This window comes from Desulfoferula mesophila (assembly GCF_037076455.1).
GTDB lineage: Bacteria > Desulfobacterota > Desulfarculia > Desulfarculales > Desulfarculaceae > Desulfoferula > Desulfoferula mesophila.
This window is the reverse complement of sequence record NZ_AP028679.1, coordinates 257,019-276,070: the sequence shown is the minus strand read 5'-3', so window position 1 is coordinate 276,070 and position 19,052 is coordinate 257,019. Positions and strand designations below refer to the sequence as shown.

Annotated in this window: 16 protein-coding genes; all 16 read right to left on the bottom strand. The window is 56.5% G+C overall.

The window, feature by feature from the left end; translation table 11 throughout:
* Positions 1 to 69: 69 nt before the first annotated feature.
* On the bottom strand, positions 70 to 1,170 hold the full coding sequence (locus tag AACH32_RS01275; RefSeq protein ID WP_338604605.1) for an enolase C-terminal domain-like protein: 1,101 nt from the start codon (positions 1,168 to 1,170) through the stop codon (positions 70 to 72).
* A 46-nt stretch (positions 1,171 to 1,216) separates the two neighbouring features.
* On the bottom strand, positions 1,217 to 2,515 hold the full coding sequence (locus AACH32_RS01270; protein WP_338604603.1) for a TRAP transporter large permease: 1,299 nt from the start codon (positions 2,513 to 2,515) through the stop codon (positions 1,217 to 1,219).
* 12 nt (positions 2,516 to 2,527) lie between these two features.
* Positions 2,528 to 3,037 (bottom strand): TRAP transporter small permease, encoded by a 510-nt coding sequence (locus AACH32_RS01265; protein ID WP_338604600.1) that lies wholly within the window; start codon positions 3,035 to 3,037, stop codon positions 2,528 to 2,530.
* Between the two features lie 54 nt (positions 3,038 to 3,091).
* Complete coding sequence (locus AACH32_RS01260) at positions 3,092 to 4,072, bottom strand: TRAP transporter substrate-binding protein (RefSeq protein ID WP_338604597.1); 981 nt, start codon at positions 4,070 to 4,072, stop codon at positions 3,092 to 3,094.
* A gap of 32 nt (positions 4,073 to 4,104) precedes the next feature.
* Positions 4,105 to 5,259: a Xaa-Pro peptidase family protein gene (locus tag AACH32_RS01255; RefSeq protein WP_338604595.1), complete on the bottom strand. Its 1,155-nt coding sequence runs from the start codon at positions 5,257 to 5,259 to the stop codon at positions 4,105 to 4,107.
* 24 nt (positions 5,260 to 5,283) lie between these two features.
* Complete coding sequence (gene eno, locus AACH32_RS01250) at positions 5,284 to 6,537, bottom strand: phosphopyruvate hydratase (protein ID WP_338604593.1); 1,254 nt, start codon at positions 6,535 to 6,537, stop codon at positions 5,284 to 5,286.
* A gap of 11 nt (positions 6,538 to 6,548) precedes the next feature.
* Positions 6,549 to 7,907 (bottom strand): glycerate kinase type-2 family protein, encoded by a 1,359-nt coding sequence (locus AACH32_RS01245; protein ID WP_338604590.1) that lies wholly within the window; start codon positions 7,905 to 7,907, stop codon positions 6,549 to 6,551.
* A 36-nt stretch (positions 7,908 to 7,943) separates the two neighbouring features.
* On the bottom strand, positions 7,944 to 8,606 hold the full coding sequence (locus AACH32_RS01240) for a GntR family transcriptional regulator (protein ID WP_338604587.1): 663 nt from the start codon (positions 8,604 to 8,606) through the stop codon (positions 7,944 to 7,946).
* A gap of 2,194 nt (positions 8,607 to 10,800) precedes the next feature.
* Positions 10,801 to 11,505 carry a hypothetical protein gene (locus tag AACH32_RS01235; protein WP_338604584.1) on the bottom strand — a complete coding sequence of 235 codons (705 nt, stop codon included), beginning with the start codon at positions 11,503 to 11,505 and terminating at the stop codon, positions 10,801 to 10,803.
* Between the two features lie 256 nt (positions 11,506 to 11,761).
* A complete protein-coding gene (locus AACH32_RS01230; protein ID WP_338604581.1) occupies positions 11,762 to 12,112 on the bottom strand; it encodes a desulfoferrodoxin family protein in 351 nt (116 codons plus the stop codon).
* Between the two features lie 71 nt (positions 12,113 to 12,183).
* On the bottom strand, positions 12,184 to 12,816 hold the full coding sequence (locus AACH32_RS01225) for a class I SAM-dependent methyltransferase (protein WP_338604578.1): 633 nt from the start codon (positions 12,814 to 12,816) through the stop codon (positions 12,184 to 12,186).
* A 2-nt stretch (positions 12,817 to 12,818) separates the two neighbouring features.
* The gene (locus AACH32_RS01220; RefSeq protein ID WP_338604575.1) at positions 12,819 to 13,820 is read right to left on the bottom strand and encodes a pyridoxal phosphate-dependent aminotransferase; all 1,002 of its coding nucleotides are present in this window, start codon (positions 13,818 to 13,820) and stop codon (positions 12,819 to 12,821) included.
* Positions 13,821 to 13,887: 67 nt separating this feature from the next.
* Positions 13,888 to 14,781 (bottom strand): Mrp/NBP35 family ATP-binding protein, encoded by an 894-nt coding sequence (locus AACH32_RS01215; RefSeq protein ID WP_338604572.1) that lies wholly within the window; start codon positions 14,779 to 14,781, stop codon positions 13,888 to 13,890.
* Between the two features lie 2 nt (positions 14,782 to 14,783).
* Positions 14,784 to 15,713 (bottom strand): PEGA domain-containing protein, encoded by a 930-nt coding sequence (locus tag AACH32_RS01210; RefSeq protein WP_338604569.1) that lies wholly within the window; start codon positions 15,711 to 15,713, stop codon positions 14,784 to 14,786.
* 889 nt (positions 15,714 to 16,602) lie between these two features.
* On the bottom strand, positions 16,603 to 17,253 hold the full coding sequence (locus tag AACH32_RS01205; RefSeq protein WP_338604566.1) for a response regulator transcription factor: 651 nt from the start codon (positions 17,251 to 17,253) through the stop codon (positions 16,603 to 16,605).
* Positions 17,253 to 18,839 carry an ATP-binding protein gene (locus AACH32_RS01200; RefSeq protein ID WP_338604564.1) on the bottom strand — a complete coding sequence of 529 codons (1,587 nt, stop codon included), beginning with the start codon at positions 18,837 to 18,839 and terminating at the stop codon, positions 17,253 to 17,255. Before AACH32_RS01200 ends, AACH32_RS01205 begins: the two co-directional genes overlap by 1 nt.
* Positions 18,840 to 19,052: the final 213 nt, after the last annotated feature.

Genomic DNA, 19,052 nt, shown 5'->3' with positions numbered 1-19,052 from the left:
CAAAGGCGTCCATTCCACCGATAAGTCACCAAGCGCATCGGATGCAGCCTCTCCCCGCGACCAGCGGCCCTAGAGCTCGCTCAGGGTGTGGTCGCCGATATAGTCCCAATCGATCTCGCCCCCTAGGCCGGGGGACTGCGGGGCCCTGGCGTTGCCCTGCTCATCCACCAGGCTCAGCGACTTGATGCCGTAGATGTATTCGTCCTCAGGCACCAACAGTTCCACGTAGTCCGCGTTTTTCATGGCGCAGAGCACCTGGAGGTTGGCCAGGTTCATCAAGGGGCTGCCGCCATGGTGCGAAACTATCTTGACCCCCATGGCCTCGCACAGATGGGCGGTCTTGATCATGCCGGTGATGCCACCGCGCCAATAGGTGTCGCACAGGACCATGTCCATGGCATTGGCCCGCAGGTAAAGGGCGGTGGAGTAAACCCCCCCAGGCACCGTCTCCGCCCCGATCACCGGGATGTCCAAGTCGCGGCTCAGTTCCCTGTAGCCTTCCAGGTCGTAGTGGGGCAGAGGTTCCTCATACCACTCGAACCCCAACTCCTCCACCGCCCGGCCCACCCGCAGGGCCTCGGGCCGGTCGTAGGTGCCGCCCACGTCCAGCATGAAGGTCATTTCGGGATCAAACGCGGCGCGCAGGCCGCGGCAAAGCTCGATGTCGCGGGCCGCGTCTTGGAAGGGGTGAATCTTGTAACGCTTGATACCGTTGCTTACGGCCATGCGCGCGTCTTCCAAGTACTCCTCCGGCTCGTCCAGAAAGGCGCTGCTGGCATAGGCCGGTATCTGGTCGCGAAAGCCGCCCAGCAAGTGGCGCACCGGCAGCCCGGCCTGCTTGCCCGCCAGGTCCCACACCGCCACATCCACCGCGCTCAGGGCGAAGATGGGGATATAGCTGATTTGCACCTGGCGCCACATTAGCTGCCAGATTTTTTCCCGGTCGCCGATGTCCTGGCCCACCACCGCCCGCTTGAGGGTCTTGGTGATGACCTCGCCCAGCACGTCGCCCGAAACGCCGCCGTTGGCCCGGGCCATGGAATAACCTTCCAGGCCGTCCTCGCCCACCACCCGCACCAGGCTGATGACCTGCTGTCCCTTGACCCGCTTGCGCAGGATGGGAGGGATCGGCTGGCTGAAGTTGGTTACCTTGATGTCCGTGATCTTCATGGGTGCTCCTTGGTCGCGGTTGCGCTTGGCCGCCCGCCGCCGGATTTTAGTTGCCCGACGCGCCGAAAATTAGGTTGGGCAGGAAAGTTACTACCTGGGGAACATAGGTGGTCAGCAGGAGTACCACTCCCAACACGTAAAGGAAGGGGATCATCTCCCGCATGAAGCTCTTGATGTCGGTCTTGGCCACGTCCATGACCACGAAAGAGGTTATGCCCACCGGCGGGGTAAGCTGGCCTATTTCCAGGTTCAGCATCATCATGATCCCGAAATGCACCGGGTCGATGCCGAACTTTTCAATCATGGGAAACAGAATGGGTGAAAGGATGACGATGAGGCTGGTGGTGCTGAGAAAACATCCCAGGAACAGCAGCAAAACGTTGACGATTATCAGCACCACGACCCAGTTGTCGGTGAAGGACTGAATCCACTGGGTGAAGGTCAGCGCCACCTCCTCGGAGATCAAAATCCAGCCGAACACCCCGGCGAAGCCCACGATGAGCATTATGTTGGAGGTGACCTTAACCGTGTTGAGACAAGCGGGGAGCAGGTCTTTCCAGCCTATCTTGCGGTAGAGCACCGTACCCAGGAACAGGGTGTAAAGGGCGGCGATGGCCGCGGCCTCGGTTGGGGTGAAGATGCCTACCATCATGCCGCCCAGGATGATCACCGGGGTCAGCAAGGGCCAGAAGGCCCGCGTCAGGGAGGTCACGAACTCGGTGAAACTCACCCGCGGATTGCGGGGAAAGTGACGCTTCTTGGAGATCATGATGGTGTAGAGCATCATGGACACGCCCATCAGCAGGCCGGGAACCACCCCGCCCATGAACAGGCGGCCGATGGATATCTCGTTGATGCCGCCCATGAGCACCACGTGGATGGAGGGCGGGATCACCGGGCCGATGGTGGCCGAGGCCGCGGTTATGGCCGCCGCGAAGGCTCGTGAGTAACCCTCCCGCTCCATCTGGGGCACCAGCACCAGGGAGGTGGTGGCGGCATCGGATGAGGAGGAGCCGGACATGCCGGCCATGAGGATGCTGGTGCCCACGTTTACGTGGGCCAGGCCGCCGGGGATGTGCCCCACCAGGCTGTTGGCGAAGCTGATCAGACGATGGGTCACGCCACCCCGGTTCATGAACTCTCCGGAGAGTATGAACAGGGGAATGGCCAAGAGTGTGAATGAGTCGAGATAGGTGTTCAGGTACTGCGCCAGGATGGTCAGGGGGACATCCTTCATCCAAATATAAAGTAAGGAACTGAACCCCAGGGCGAAGCCGATGGGCACTTTGATGAAAATCAGCAAAAACAGCACCAGGACCATGGAGAGGAGGGCGTACTCGGCCATAGTGTGCAATCCTTATGGTTGGTTGGCCGAAACGGGCTTCCCCGGGAGGGAGCGCGCGTCTTGCATGATGTTGCGTAGGGTAAACAGAAACATGAGCCCAGCCGCCAGGGGAGTGGCGACGTACAGGTAGAAAATGGGTACGTTCATGGTGGCTATCCGTCTGGTCCAGGTGAGCGGCAGTAGGATGAGGGCTGACTCAACCACTTCCCATAGAAGCACCGCCACCACTATCCCTCCCAGGAGGTCCAGAATTTTTTCGACTCTAGCGGGCAGCATGCGCACGATCAGGTCCACCTGCAGGTGGGCCTTGTCCCTCACCCCGCGCACCGCCCCCAAGAGGCTAAGCCAAACGAACAGGTAGCGAGCGGCCTCCTCGGTCCAGGCGATGGGCAGGCCCAGCATGAAACGATTGAGCACCTGGAAGGTGACCACCACCAGGACCATGGCCAGAAGCGCCACGCAGACGGTGTCCAGGACCTGTTTCTGCAAAAAGGCGGAGATTCTGAATAACACGGCGGGCATGATCCGTCTCCGGGATGGCGAGGGGGAGCCCCCCCTCGCCGTGGTTCGGTGGTTTTAGTTGTTCCTGATCTTTTGCAGCCACGCCTTGCCCAGGGTGGGGGTGAACTTGTCGTAAATGGGAGCCGCGGCCTTGCGGAAGGACTCCAAGTCGGGATGCACGATGACGCCGCCGAGCGAGGTCGCCTTGGCCGCTATCTGCTGCTGCTGGGTGATGTACTCGTTGCGGATCTTGTTGACCGCGGTGGTCATGCCGTCTACGACGATCTTGCGGTTTTCGGGCGAAAGCTTGGCCAGGAACTTGGGGTTGGCAAAAAACACCCGGCCGGTATCCATGTAGTTGACCTGGATGCCGTACTTGGCCACTTCGTAAAGGCGGGACTTGACCCAGGAGATGAAGCTGGTTTCACATCCATCCACCACGCCGGACTGCAGCGCGGTATAGACCTCGCCGAAGGAGATGGGGGTGGGGATGGCCCCGAAGAGCTTGAACACCTCGATGATGCCGGGGTCGTTCATGGTGCGGATCTTAAGACCCTTCATCTCCGAGACGTTCATGATTTTCGTGCGCGATTCAATCTGGCGGATGCCGCCGGTGGAGAAACCCATGATGGTAATCCCCACCTTTTTTTGGGCCGCCGCGCCCAACGTTTTGCCCAGCTCGCCGTCCATCGCCTTGTGTAGTTGAGCTTCGTCGCGGAACACGAACGGCAAGGACATGATGTCGAACTCGGGGCAGAAGGGGATCATGGCGCCGCAGGTGGTGGTACCCATCTGGATGTTGCCCAGCTGCACGCCTTGAATGATGTCACCCGCGCCGCCCAGGGCGGCCGAGTGGAAGACCTTGACTTTTATGGCCCCCTTGGAGGCCTTTTCCACCTCGGTCTTGAAAAGCTCCAGACCCACTCCCACCGGGTGGGTTTTGGCATTCACGTGGGCGACCTTGATTTCTACGGCCGCGGCCGCCTGCCCGGTGGGCATCAGTCCGACCAGACCCAGAACCAGGGCAAACACTATAAGGGCAAATTTGGTTTTCATGGCTTTCTACCTCTCTTCCTGAATGATTCGTCCTAACCTGAAATCAGGTGCACTTCTTGGGCGAAACGGCAAAGGGGCTCGGCCCCGTCAGCGGTTATCAGCGTCGGCAGTTCCAAGCGCATGCCACCCACCCCAGGGACGTAGAGGTGGGCGCCTGCGGCGATGACCATGTTTTCTTGAAAAAGGGAGTCGTTGCCCGGCCCGATGGAAGGGGTGACCCGAGTGTCCACTCCCAGGCCGTGGCCAAAGGCGCGCAGCCCATACTCGCCCAGTCCGGCCTCCTCGAAGACCTGATAAGCGGCCTTGGCCGCGGCGGAGATGGCCACCCCCGGACAGCTCTGGGCCAGCAGCGTCTCAACCGCCTTTTCCCAGACCCCGGCCAGGCGCCGCTGCTCGGCGCCGGCCTTGCCCACCACCAAGTTGTAGCAGGCGTCGGCCATGTACAGGCGGTACATGGGGTGCAGATCCAGGATGATGTTGTCGCCGTCCTGGATGATCTTCTGGGTGGCGGGCTGGGTAACGCCTCCCAGGTAGGCGGTGCGGTGGCCGGAGCCCACCTCGGTGCCGCCGCTCTGGGACCAGTTGAATTCGTTGCCCAGGTCGCGCATGGCCGCCTCGGCCACCCCGGCCACGTGGTTCTCGCTGACTCCGGGGCGCAGGGCCTCCCTGGCTGCCAGGAAGCCGGCGTCGGCGATGGCCGCGGCCTGGCGCAATAGGGCTATCTCCTGTTTCTCCTTAATCAGCATGACCTGATCCAGGAGAGGGCAGCCGTCGCTCATCTCCACCTGGGGCAGCCGGGCCAGGAGCTCCTGGTATTCAAAGGCGTGCAATATGCCCATGGCCACCCGGCCTCCGGCGGCCCTGAACTCAAAGGCTACTCTGCCCTGTCCGGCCCCTTGGTCTTCCAAGACCCCGGCGATGGCCTCGTGCCAATCAGGATCGGCTCCCCAGGCGATATTTTGGCTCATCCAGCCGTCCTGGACGATGCGGGAGTAGTCCCGCTCCCACCAGATGCCCACGGGCTGGCCGCTGCGGGGGACCACCACCGCGCTGCGCCAGGGGATGAACACGCCGGCCAGGTAGGAAAGGCTGGAAAAGCGCGAGGCCACGTAGGCGTCCAGGCCCTCGCGGGCCAGCAGGGTTTGCAGCTTTTGGACGCGGGCCGGGTAGTTGATGCTGACGTTCATGGATCCCCTCCCCTCAAGGCGCGGCTAAAAGCCGAACTCCGCTCCGTGGAACACCGCCGAGCGGCCCAGCCTGCGGGAAATGTTCATAAGGCGGTTGTACTTGGTGATCATCTCGCCGCGCAGGGGGCAGCCGATCTTCATCAGGCTGGCCCCCACGGCCACGGCCAGGTCGGCCTGGGCGGGGTCGTCGGTTTCGCCGGAGCGCACCGAAGCCACCACGTCGTAGCCCAGGCGCTGGGCCGCCGAGGCGGCGGCCATGGCCTCGCTCACGGTGCCGGCCTGGTTCACCTTGCAGAGCATGGCGTTGCCCGCCCCCTGGGCCGCGCCCAGGGCCAGGCGCTCGGTGTTGGTGGCGAAAAGGTCGTCGCCCACCACCAGGCAGTCCACCGCCTCGGTGAGGCGGGCGAATCCGGCGAAGTCCTCCTCCATGAGGCCGTCCTCGATGAAGACGATGGGGTATTTGTCGGTCAGTTCGCGGTACAGGGAGATCATGCCGTCGGCGTCCGTGTCGCCGGCCCTCAGAGCATAGAGACCTTTGTCCACGTCGTAGAAGTTGCCTGCGGCCACGTCGATGCCCAAGCCCATGCGCCGGGCGTAACCGGCCTGCTCCACCGCCTCCAGGATCATGTCAAAGGCCTCTTCGCTGGTCTGCATAGGCGGAGCCAGGGCGGTGATCTGGGCGATGAGGCCGAAGCGACTCTCCAGATTGCGGTGCAGGCGATGAAATACCTCCACTCCCGCCCGCAGGGCCTCCTCAATGGACTCAAATCCATAAGGCACCAGAAGGTAGTCCTCGAAGTCCAACTCGTTGCCAGCCGTTTTCGAGCCGGAAAGCATGTTGGGGCACATCACTGGAATGCCCTTGGCTCCCACGCCGCCCAGGTAGCGGTACAGTTCCAGGCCTAGGCTCTGGGCCCCGGCCCGGGCCGCGGCCAGGGAAACCGCGGTGATGGCGTTGCCGCCCAGGTGCGACTTGTCAGGTGTACCGTCCACCTCCAGCAGGCGCTGATCCACCAGGGCCTGGTCGGTGACATCCAGACCGGCCAGAGCCGGGGAGATCACCTGCTCGACGTTCTCCACCGCCCGCAGCACCCCCTTGCCCAGATAGCGTTCGCCGCCGTCGCGCAACTCCACCGCTTCGTGGGAAGAGACCGAGACGCCGCTGGGCGCCGAGGCACACACACTCAGGCCACGGTCGGTGGTGAGTTCCACCTCTACCGCCGGCACCCCGCGGCCGTTGATGATTTCACGGGCGTTGATCTTTTTTATGGTCGGCATGAACATAGCGGTCACTCTCTCTTGTCCACCACCAGCACCCTGAGGTTGACCACGTTGGTCCCGGTGGCGCCGGTTATCACCGCGTCCCCCAGGGCCTCCAGGCCGATGAGGGAGTCGTTTTCCTTGAGCAGGCCTTTGAGATCCAGGCTCAGTTCGCGGGACCGGGCCAGGGTCAGGTCGTCGGCCAGGCCGCCGGCCAAGTCGGTGGGGCCGTCGGTACCTTCGGAGTCTATGGAGGCCAGTGCCACTCCGGGATAACCTTCGATGTAACGGGCGAAGCCCAACACTGTTTCCATATTTGGACCGCCCTTGCCTTGGCCGCGCACGGTAACCGTGCTTTCGCCGGCGCTGGCCAGCACGAAGGGCGCGGTGAAGGGCCGGCCGTAAAGCTGTATCTCCTTGGCGATACCTGCCAGCATAATGCCCAACTCGCGCGACTCGCCCTCCAACTTGGTGGAAAGCACCGCCCCCTGGTAGCCCATTTCCCGGGCCTTGGCCACCGCGGCCAGGCAGGCGTCCCGCTGGTTGCCGGTGTCGTACATGTAGGTGCGCCAACCCTCAAAGCTCTTGGGTGTCTCCAGGCCGGGATCGGTCAGGCCTTTTTCAAGGTGGTCGCGAACGCTCTGGGGCATTTGATCCCAAATCTCGTAGTACTTGAGCATGGACATGGCATCGGCGAAGGTGGAGGGGTCGGGAAGCGAGGGATCGGGCCAGGGCAGGGAGTCGGGCGCGGTGTCCTGAGTCAGGGTGACCACAGTGGCCGGTTGCAGTAGCTTGATCAGGCCGCCGCCCTTGAGCAGGGACAGGTGCTTGCGCACTGCATTCATTTCTCCGATGCGGGCCCCGGTGCGCAAGAGCAGGCGGTTGACCGCGATCTTGTCCTCCAGGGTCACTCCGGGCACCGGCAAGGCCATCAGAGCCGAACAGCCCCCGGTCATGGCCGCGAAAACCAGGTCGTTGGGGCCGAGGCCGACGGCCAGCTTTTCAAGGAGAAGCCCACCCTCCAGGCTGGCCGGGTTGGGGACTGGGTGACCGGAGACGATGACCTCTATGTGCTCGAGGGCCGGCCGGCCGGTCTCTTTGACCATGACGAAACCCTGCTTGATGTCGTCGCCAAGAATTTCGTCCAGAGCTTGGGCGATGGGATAGCTGCCCTTGCCCGCCCCTACCACATAGATGTCGCCCAGGTCGGCTAGATCGAAAGTTTGGTCCCCCACCGTGAGCCGGTCGCCTTGGCGGTGGACCACTCTCTTGGTTCCCTTATAGGTGTCGGCTGCATCCAGGGCGGCGTCCAGGCACGATAGGGCCACGGCTCGGGTTTGGCCGCGGCCATTACGCAAGAGATCATTGAGGTTTTGGATTCTGCTCATGCGAACTCCGAGTATCCAAAGAAATCAGGTAGTCGGTTATTTGAGCATCCTTTGGTATATGCGCATGTGGGCCGGATCCAGCATCTCGTCGCGGGTGCGGGTGAGGTGGGCCTCCATGGCTTTGCCCGCCCGTTCGCCGTCCTTGTCCACTAAGGCTTGTATCAACTCCAGGTGCTCTTGGAAGGAACGGTCCACCCGGCCCGGAACCATGGTGGCGAAAGAGCGGACCCACACGATCTGGGTGTTGAGTATTCCCACCAGGGACTTGAGGCGGCGGTTGCCGGTAGACTCCATGATGAACTGGTGCAACTTGTAACCCATGGCGGTCTTTTCAGAGTCTGACTTGCCATCCTGGACGACCTGTTTGAACTCTTGAGCCAGGCGGTGCAGTTCGTCCTGGTCCATGAAGTCGATGCACACCCTGGCCGCGTGGCTTTCCAGCAGGATACGCAATTCGAAAATCTCGCTAATGTCCAGAGGAGTGATCTCGCGGATGAAAGCCCCTTTGTTCTTTACAATCTTGACCAGTCCCGCTGACTCCAACCGGATCAAAGCCTCCCTGACTGGTGTGCGACTAACCTTCAGGTAATCGCAAAGCCAGGCCTCGGTCACCGACTGGCCGGGTTCCAACACCCCCGCAATGATGGCTTCCTGAATGCGATGATCCAGGGACTCCTTACTTTTACCGAAGCCGCCCATTTCCTTACTCCAGATTGTATACTTTTAGTATAAAATTTGAATACTGTCAATCAGAATATAAGGTGCGCTCCAAAACCTCGCTTCAAAGTGTTTGTTCCGATAACTCACTTCCACTGGAGACCGTGAGCTTCCCATATGCTTCCCAGCACAAAAAAGCGGCTACGGCTTATCACCGTAACCGCTTGATATCATTGGAGCCGGCGGTAGGAATTGAACCAACGACCTGCTGATTACGAATCCATCTAATAATGCGCACTTCGCCTAATTTCAGGCACTTAGCTGCACCATGCTGCAGCTTTTTGCACCAAAATGCACCTTACTGCATCGCTCTTTACGTCCAATTTTACGTCCAAAGTTTGGCAGGACGTACAATCAGGTTAGTACCCGATTAACTAGCTTTGCCCGCACTTCGGGCTGACCTTGGCAACCATCCCCATGCACATCCTAATATGTGACCTGAAGATGGGGTCGAAGTCGCCCTACTACATGAACTGCTGTGAGGATTGCGGTTGGTTGAATATCATTCAACGAAGCCTGTTGCGCGTGGTTGACACCCCCAACCCGCAGTAGACACCCGAGGCCAAATTCAACCTTTAGGGCGTGCGGCGCAATCAGCCATTAAAGGGCTCATAATCATCTCACCGCCCTCAACCAATACCCATCATTTAAACTTATATTACTCGTAATTACAGTTTATTAAGCTACTTTGCAGGGATTAAGTGTTCTTTCAACCTGCCCCATATGTGTCTTGGTTTTGTCTGGGCCAAACCCCTCACAAAACCCCCTCGCCGAGCCGAAACGCGTTCTCGACAAGGGGGGTGAATCAATAAGCTTTCGTCAACCTCAAAATCAGCCCATTTGGCGTAGTTAACCCACTAACTCGGTCTCTTCCCAGGTGAAGCCAGGCCTGCCGTAGTATTTAGTATCCAGCAGTTCTCTGGTATATGGACCGTCCCAGATCCAGACGCTTGATAATTCCCGCCGGCGTAAGATCAACAGCGAAAGCCGTATTCTCATAGTTTCCACAATTAAAGGCGAGTATCAACCATTCCAGGGCCTCCGAACTCTGGCGTGTAGCAGGTCACATCCTTGAATTCGCACTTCCCACCGCATTCAGGGCAAACTGTTGGTGGAACGGCAGCGGTGATCATAAACCCGCAACGCCCACATTTGAAATAGCTCAACCCACACTGTGGGCATATAGCTCCGTTGAATTTGTCTTTGGGCGAGTTTCCACAAAGAGCACAGATTCGTTCACCGCACTCTGGGCAGACTGCCGGTGGAGCAGCAGCGGGGATCATAAAGCCACAGTGGCTACATTTGAAATAGCGCAACCCACACTGCGGACATACATCTCCGCTCGACTTGTCTTTCGGCGTGTACCCACAAAGAGCGCAAACTCGTTCCCGATAATCCGATTCTTTCATTTCGGTGCTCCTTTCACTTAATGTTCATAAGCGTGCCGAGAGCATTGCCAAACTTGGGAGCCGAATATAATCATCTCAGTCGTTAAGTACCTTTCCACCTATTTCCACTTTATGAAAGCCGAGTAAAGAAGGAAATCATCTTAAATGACCAAATTTCAGGGAGAAGAGTGGTAATTATAAGGGTTATTTTAAGGTAGTCCGATGGGTATATTCTCCAGAAGAAGCTACCTTGCCGAACCAAAGAAAGAACCGGAAAGGGGGCGAATCTGTGACCTTTTCATCAACCTAAAAATCAGCCAAATTGGCGGAGCGAATCCACCAAATCTGTCTCCTTCCAGGTGCGGCCAGTTTTTAAAACCTATCCCTATACGGCGGTCCTGAGTTAACTGCAGGAAAATGCCGCAGTGTTATGTTGTAATGCCGGGAGTTGAGAGGTGGTCCCCCGGATTTATAACTTGCTGGGAACCCAATCCACATAGGAACACACAACCAATGACATCCAAGGCCTTGTCTTCTAGCATGGTGACATTGTCGTCGCTCACCATCTGGACACTGCTTAAACTGGCCATGGGTGCCAGGGGGTCAAGGTCAGCCGAGGACTGAGGCTAAGAATCCATGGCATCGTCCTTCTAAAAAATAATTTTGATGGTTTCTCATTTCTCTCAGCAACACACGTAGTTAAGATTGCACAATTCACCGCATAAGAAAGGGGATTTTTCTTGTTTATCAAGCTAGGTGAACAATAAACAGTTTTCAGATGGTCTGGTTCAATCTAAGAAAAGGGGATGGTAATCAACCCCGGACCGTTCGAACTGCTGATAAAGCTCGCTCATCCTCTGCCGGGCAAGGCTGAGGGCCAAAGGCTTCTTGGCCCCCTCCTCCTGGACCGGAAAACAACTGAAACAGCGCTGCAGATCGCTGGTGCACCCCTGGTGTGAGATGGAGAAATTGGCTATCAAAAAGACCTGAGCCTCTTTCCGCCCCTCGAAATTTTCATGGGCGGGCATGAACTCCGGCTCCACTTGGATGGCCACCTTCTCTCCCTCCTTAGCCAGGGCCAGGAAATGGTCTAGGTCTTCTCCTTTCACTTGGGCCTGGGCCGCATTTTGGAAACTCACCATCATCTCGGGCAGGGAAAAGAGCAGTTCCGGCACCTGGATGCCGGCCTGGGCCAAGGCCGCCTGATCCCGCTGTAGATAGCGGTTGGCAATCATTACCGCCTGAGCTACATGTGGGCAAAGGTTGTTAGGGCAGCCTCTGGCGTAGCACTTGCGGAACTTGTAGTCTTGGCCGTCGATCTTGCCCGAGAAATAGCAGAAGAAAAGGTAGGCGTCATAGGGAGCATCCCGATCGCGGAACTCAACCTGGTGGATACCGAACTCAATATCGCAAGTGACATTCTTTCCCTGCTTTTTGAATGCAATCAGATCGGCTACGCGGATGGGCGGATTATGTACTTGGTTGGCAACCATGGTCACTTCTCCTCGCCTCCCAATTTTGGGTTTGAATAAGCTATGAAGAGTTAAGCCAACTATGCGGCAGATCTGCACTTTTTCTTTGGCAGACCTTCTAACGCTTCTGGTAAGTCCCGTGGCTCACCCCGTTAGCATTCAAAAACTTCACAACCTATTTTTTGCAGCGATTTCTCGATGAAACCCCAGTAAAAACCGTAGCTCAGTCGGTGCGCCTACGCCTCACCGCATGGGATCACCCGCGCTCTCTTAGAACCTACCTTTCCAGCGAGTTGCCCCAAAGCCCATGGATATTGCAGTAGGCTAACGCGTGAAAGGCCTTGAATTCGTCGATCTGGTTGATATGGAAGCGGACGTTGGGATTGGAGTAAACCGGGGCCCACGTCGCGCGTCCCAGGTTAAGCACCTGTCCATTGCTTTTCTTGACTCCGTAAAGTTCAATCCAGGCGATATGGTGCTCCAGGGTATTGGGATGTTCCACTTCGTGCCCCACCACCACTCGCACTATGTCTCTTCCCTCCTTGTGGCCTTTGTCCAGGGAGATATAGGGAACGTGCTTTTCCTTACCCTCGTCATCGCCTGACTTAATGACTGCCGCAAAGTCCATTGCTCTCTCCTTTCACCTTCCTGTTTTAAAGCCCTGCTCGGTCATTTTGGGCTTCCCTTTTGACGCGGCTTTTAAAAACAACTAGCCCTCACCACAACAAAGGCAGCTTCTCCGTGGCCCTCACGCAGGGGCTCTATGGCGTAAACCTCACTCAGACACCCGACCAGGGTTTGCACCCATAGCATTTTGTTGAAGCCCGTGGCGAACAGCAGTTGTTCCACTTCATCGACCGAGAAGAAACTCGCCTCGCGGTAGAAGGCATTCTTGTTCTGATGCTCCAGGTATTCGCGGCCTAGGGTGCTGCCGCGGTCTATGAATCCGATCACCAACTTCCCGTCCCTCTTAAGGACGCGATGAGCCTCCGCCATCATGGCTCTGGCATCTTCTACAAAACAAATGGTGGTGACACTCAGTATGTAGTCGAAGCTGGCGTCGGCAAAGGGAAGGGTTTCGGCCACCCCCTGTACCACGATGACGCCACGTCTGGCCGCATAGGACAACATGGCGCGGGCAGGGTCGATGCCCAGCCGCACACCCAGAGGGGCGGCGAAACGTCTGGTGCCGACTCCGATGGACAGACCCCGGCCATGCCAGGGCAACAAGGCGCGGACGGCCAGCAACTCGGAGTAATAGGCAGCTGCGTGGTGCTCAAACCAGTCGTCGTAGCGCCGGTGGTGCTGCTGAAATGGGGCTGACCGGGGCATGATCAAAGCACCTCGCGCAGGGCCAGAACCACCCGTGCGTTGTCTTCGGGTAATGCGGTGGTAACCCGCATAAAACCACTACCCAAAGCAGGGTCGTTTAAGGGTTTGATGTAGATGCCGCGCTCCCGCAGCCTTTGGGCTATGTCATCGGCCCGGTGAGGAGTGAAGTCGGCCAGAAAAAAGTAGGTCTGGGAGGCGAAGGCCCGCACTCCCAGGGAACGTATTTGAGTAGCCAGATCCTCGGTCCATCCGCGCAGCTTTACAGCCCGCTGCAGTATTTTGTCTTCATGCTGCAGGGTGGCCAGCGCCGCTGCCTGGCTTGGGCGCGCCAAAGGATAGGCATCGTTGTGGGTGTTGAGGTCTTCGGCCCAATCTTGCGGAAGAATGGCATAGCCTACCCTGAAACCGGCCAGACTATGTGCCTTGGACAAGGTTCGCGTAACCAGAAGATTTGAATGCTTCGGAACCAGATGGGCTACGGACTCCCCAGCCAATCCGATGAAGGCCTCGTCCACCAAGAAGTATGTCTGCCGGTGCCGGGCCAACAAGCCCGCCAGAGGGGACATATCGTAGACGCCTCCATTGGGATTGTTAGGGTTGACGATCACCACCAAAGTGGTGCCATCAGGGATCAGAAGGTCATCCAAATCGAAGACGAAATCCTTTTCCGGCCGCAGGCGGGTTTCACTGTACTGCCCAGCAATCTCGGGGAAAAGGGGATAGGTCGGGGTAAGAAGGTGAACCCTCTGACCAATGCGTTGAAAGATCTGGCGCAGGATAAGCTCGGAGCCGGCATTGATGTGTACCAACCGCGGGGGCACATTGACGCTCTCGGCGATAAAATCGCGCAGGGGTGCGGAAAAGGGCTCTGTGTAGTAGTTGCTTCGTGGCGTTTCGGCCTGTGCGGCCACCACCGCTTCGGCCAAGGGTGGCAGCGGATTTTCACACAAAAGCAGCTTGATGCCTTCGAAGACACCGCCGCCTTTTTCCGCTATAGAAGCCAAATCTTACCTCTGCCTTCTTGCCAGTAATCGCCGACTCACGTCAAATCTAGACATGGCCCCTTTCTCGTCAAATCCCCACCCAAACGCGATGGTTCAGCCATTCAGGCTTGCTCTTGAAGCGATCCTTGATAATTTGTTGCGTAAGGGCATGCAGCGCCGGCATGGCCCCTTTCTCATCGTTCTCCGCCTCCATGGGCAAGCCAGCGTCCTCTGCGGCCAGGAGTCGGTCGTCCCAGGGAATCTCACCCAAAAAGCGCAGTCCGTAACGTTTGGCAGTTATTTTGCCTCCGCCTTGTCCAAACACTTTTATTGGCTTGCCGCAGTGAGGGCAGATCTGACTCGAGAAATTTTCAACTAAGCCCAGAATGGGCATATCCAGGCGGTGGCAAAAATCTATGGCCTTTCGCACATCGGCCAAGGCGAGTTCCTGGGGTGTGGTGACGATCAAGGCGGTGGCGCCCTCTATGGTCTGGGCAATCGTCAGGGGCTCATCGCCAGTACCAGGAGGCGAATCGATCACCAGATAATCCAGTTTTCCCCATAGAACATCAGCCAGGAACTGCTTTATGGCCCTGATTTTCATGGGGCCACGCCAAATGAGCGAGGCGTCGCGGTCGCGCAACATTGTTTCTATGCTCATGACCTTCAGGTTGGGATTGTAATCCAAGGGCATGATCATGTGGCCTTCTGCGGTACCCTCGCTATGCCCTTGAATCCCCAATATGCGAGGTATGGAAGGGCCGTGGATGTCCATATCCAACAACCCCACACGATAGCCATTCGCGGCGAGACCCAGGGCTAGATTGGCGGCTATGGTGGATTTACCCACACCGCCCTTGCCACTTAAGACCATGATGGTCATTCCGATATCAGCAAGGTTGTGCTCCAAGCGCTCTCTACGCTGCAGCCGCTCCATGTCGCCTTGCGTTCCAGTTTCCTCGCCGGAGAATTGCCTGATCATGATCATTCTCCTTTTGCGCCTGTCCCCAATTTAAGCTTCAAAAAGTTCACAGAATCCCCACGCAGGCTCACGCTAAGAGTCTTGGAAGCTAATCCACTTCGGTGGGCCTGCAAGGTGTGATCGCCTACCGGCAAGCCGATCACACGTAGCGGTGTGGTGCCCAGGTAGGAGCCGTCGAAAAAAATGTCGGCCGCCGGCTGGCAGGTCACTTCTAGAGTCCCGCCAGTTATGAAAAAGCTTACGGTGGACAGAGTGCGCGGCTTGACATCCAACTCGCGGCGAGCACTAGCACCGCACGATGAAACCGAAACCAAATGTCTGCCAATAGTTATCCCCTCTATGATTATAGGAGTCATGCCACGCAGTTGTCCGTCCAGGTAAACCTGGCCCCGTGGATCGCTCTTAACCTGAAGTGATCCCTCTTTCAGCTCTCTCAACATGTTCTGGCAGGCTTGCAGATGATGTAGGACAAGCTCATCTTCGGGAAAAACTTCGAGGCATGCTTGAAAAAGCCTTGCCGCTTCCTGGTAATCTTCTGCGTTGAAAAAATTAACCCCTTCCACGAAGGCAAGGCGGGCACGAGACTGCCGAGCCCTGGCCGCCTGTTCCGCGTCATAGCACGCCCTACGTTGGGGCAACTGCGCGAGGCGCCCCAGGGCCGGTTGCCAATCCGGTATGATTTGAAGGGCAAGATTCCAGAAATGTGCAGCCTCCGTAAAACGGCCGGAGGAGGCGGCAAACTCGCCCTTGTCCAATAGCTCTATGGCCCTCGTCTCTTGATCCGCCGTGGCAGCCAAGGCCAGGCACCGGGGAGTAGCCGGAATATTGCCGGATAATAGTGGAACCACGATTATTGCCACAAATGCCAGGGCCACGCCGATGACCACTTTGGCGCGAAGTCCTTTTACGATGTAAGCCACAAATAATTTCATTTGGCTTTCTCCCTGTTTGCGTTGGGAGCCAACCCTTGGCTAACCACGGGTCATGGGAGTGCCGCATTTAGGACATTTTTTCTGATAGCAGGGTACGCCGATGTAGTGTGTAAGTGTCTGTCCACAAATTGGACATAGACAGTATCCACTGGGAGCAGCGGCAAATCCCACACAGCCACCCTTTTTACCTCTATTACTTGAAGCAAACTGATTAACAGTGCGGTGGCCAACTTGGTTTCTTGCCTGGGTCATAGTGAATCCTTTAGCAAAAATGACCACGAAGTCATGCTATGCATGCTGATCAAAGACGATTGTCCACATGGCCGGAACCGCCACACTCCGGGGTGTAGCAGGTTACGTTCTTGAATTCACACTTTTCGCCACAGTGAGGGCAGGTAGTTGGTGGAATTGCGGCGGTGATCAGATATCCGCATTTGTTGCATTTGAAATAGGTCAATCCACACTGAGGGCATATGTCGCCGATGAATTTACCAGTCGACGTATACCCGCAAAAAGTACAGGTAAGTTGCCGAAAATCAGGTTCTTTCATTTCGGAACTCCTTTCCCTCAATGTTCCTGGAAATGCCAAGAGCTTCCCCAACCTAGGGGCTGAATATCATCATCTCTGTCGCAAGTTCTTTACCTCTCGCTAACAGGCTACAAAAAACAGGTATAGGGTTAAATCGCCTTTAATGACCAAATTTAAGGGATAAAAGTGGTAATTAGAGGGGTAGTTTTAGGCTAGTCCGTGGACTCAGGCAGTGTGGCGATACCCTGAATCGGATTGAAAACGCAGTGTCACCGGACTCAACGAGGATGGGCTAGCGTGTTATGGCAGGTGCGTTTCAAAAGGTGGGGCGTAAGATGCTAGGACCAATAAAGGGCCTTACTATTCCAAGGAACTGATGCCGTTGCGGATAGCGATTCTGGTGAGTTCAGCAATGTTTTTGGCCTTTAATTTTGCCATGATTTTCTTGCGGTGTGAATGCACCGTCTTCTCGCTGATGTTAAGGTGATCGGCTATTTCCTTGGAAGTCTTGGCTTCAGCGATAAGTTGCAGGACCTCCCTTTCTCGGGGGGTCAGGCCGTTGGATTCGGCGTCATTTCCCCCCTGGTCTATGGATGTTATTTCCTCAAGCAGGACATTGGAGATGGCCGGAGTTAGATAGGTGCCACCCCGGTGTACGATGCGTATGGCCTCTGCGAGTTCATGGAACCCGCAATTCTTGAGAAGGTATGCAGATGCGCCCGTGCGCAGCATGCGAAGAACCAATTGACGTTCCGAGTGCATTGAAAGGCCAATCACCTTCACACCCGGACACTCATTAAGTACTCGGCGTGTGGCCTCTATGCCATTAAGCTCCGGCATCGCCACGTCCATAATTACCATGTCAGGTAGGTGAAGCTTAGCCAGTCGTATGGTTTCCAGTCCTGTTTGGGCCTCGGCCACCACCTCGACATCAGTCAAATCTTGCAGAAGGCTACGCAGACCTTCGCGGGTCATCTTATGGTCATCGGCAAGTAAGACCTTTATGGACATTACCCGTTTTCCGATTTTGCCCCGGCCAAAGGGACCAACATCACGGCTTTGGTTCCCGCGCCGAGATTGGAATGAACCTGAAAGCTGCCGCCAAAAGATATTATACGTTGTTCGATGCTGAATAGGCCAAAGCTAGAGCCATCAAACGGCAACCCGGCCTCAATGTTGAAGCCACGGCCTCGGTCCTTTACCGTTATCGCCAAGCGATCACCCTTACTGGCCAAGTGTACTTCTGCCTTCTGTGTCCCACTGTGTTTCACCACATTACGCAAAAGCTCAATAATGGCCCGAAATACAAAAGCTTTAACACTATCGCTGAGCGGCTTTTCCCGGCCATCATCATGCACTTCTATTTCTAGGCCCAAAGATTCTTGACTGTTCTCGGTTAGCCACTCCATAGCGGCCTCCAGCCCCAGCAGGTAGAGCACGGGCGGATTCAGCTGCACAGTGAGCAAACGGGTCTTATTGATAGCCCGATCTATGAGGTCAATGCTTTGGTCTAGGGTTGCCGCGGGAGGAGGCTGATCCACCCTTAGCATTTTGAGTCTTTGGCTTGCCATGGAGAGATACTGCCCCACGCTGTCGTGGAGTTCCTCAGCAATCGCTCTTCCTTTCTGCTCCTCGGCCACACTAAGTTGTGCAGCCAAGTCTCGCAATCGGCACTGCTGCGTCAATAGTTGTTCATCATCCTGCAGGTGGCGTATGGCCATGGAGAACATGGCCACTACACGCTTAATCAATTCTAGATCATGATCACCGTACCGACGATCCGCGTTTGCCACCGCCACCAGACCAACTAGTTTGTTTTGAATAACCGCCGGAATGCAAAGTAGGCGCTCCAAGCCTTTGAGTTTCGTGTTTAAGCCATTTAGGAGTGAATCACCTGAGTATTCGTTGATAAGCAACGGCATGAGATTGCTTTGCAACTGACTCCAAAGACTTTTCATATAACCGCTTGGGTGCGTGGCATCAATCGAGCCTTGTTTTTCTAGGCCACCCCATGTGCTGAAAGTTATTTCCGGTAGGCCTGCCTTACTGTCTCGAGCGACCCCTATAAATCCCTTCGTGCTATCGGTGACTTCCAGAGCGCAACTCAATACCGCCCTGCTGACCTCATAGCGATCGGAACAACTTAGAAGCTCTCCCCCCAGCCAAGAGAGCGCCGCATTGATTTCCGATGTTCTTTTAAGAGCGCTTTCTGCCCGCCTGCGGTCGGTAACATCCACTATATGCTCTACGGCCACGATAACTCGGCCTTGTCGGTCCTTTATTGGGTTGACCTGGATATCTTCTATGCGACCGGTTTGCGGATGTTGATGTTCTACTTGCATTGGATGACCTGTGCGGAAGACTTCTTCGACATGACAGGGACGGCATGGGCTGCTGCGATTGCGAAGTATCCTGTAGCATAGCTGAAGATCATTGCCTGAGTAATTCGGCTCAGCTTCACGGCCATGCAAATTGCTCAAATGAACTCGATGATTACGGTCAACCACAATCAGCACGCCATGAAGCGCTTCGATCATGCCGCCGATAAGGAGGGAACTATCAAAAGTAGCCCGATTTTTTAAGACGTTCTTGGTCATGACGTTACTCGATTTTGATTATATCTACTGTTTATTATTACAACATTGTCACTTTGTGCAGTCTATTGCTTTGTTTTGCAAACGATCCATCAGAAAGCGGCCTAAAATCCTAATCCTCCCAATAGGTAATAAGTTAGAATTGAATCGCCCATGGCCAAGCGCATCTTTGCTCTAAACCATACGATCGTTACCCTTCGGAACAATCGGCCCAGC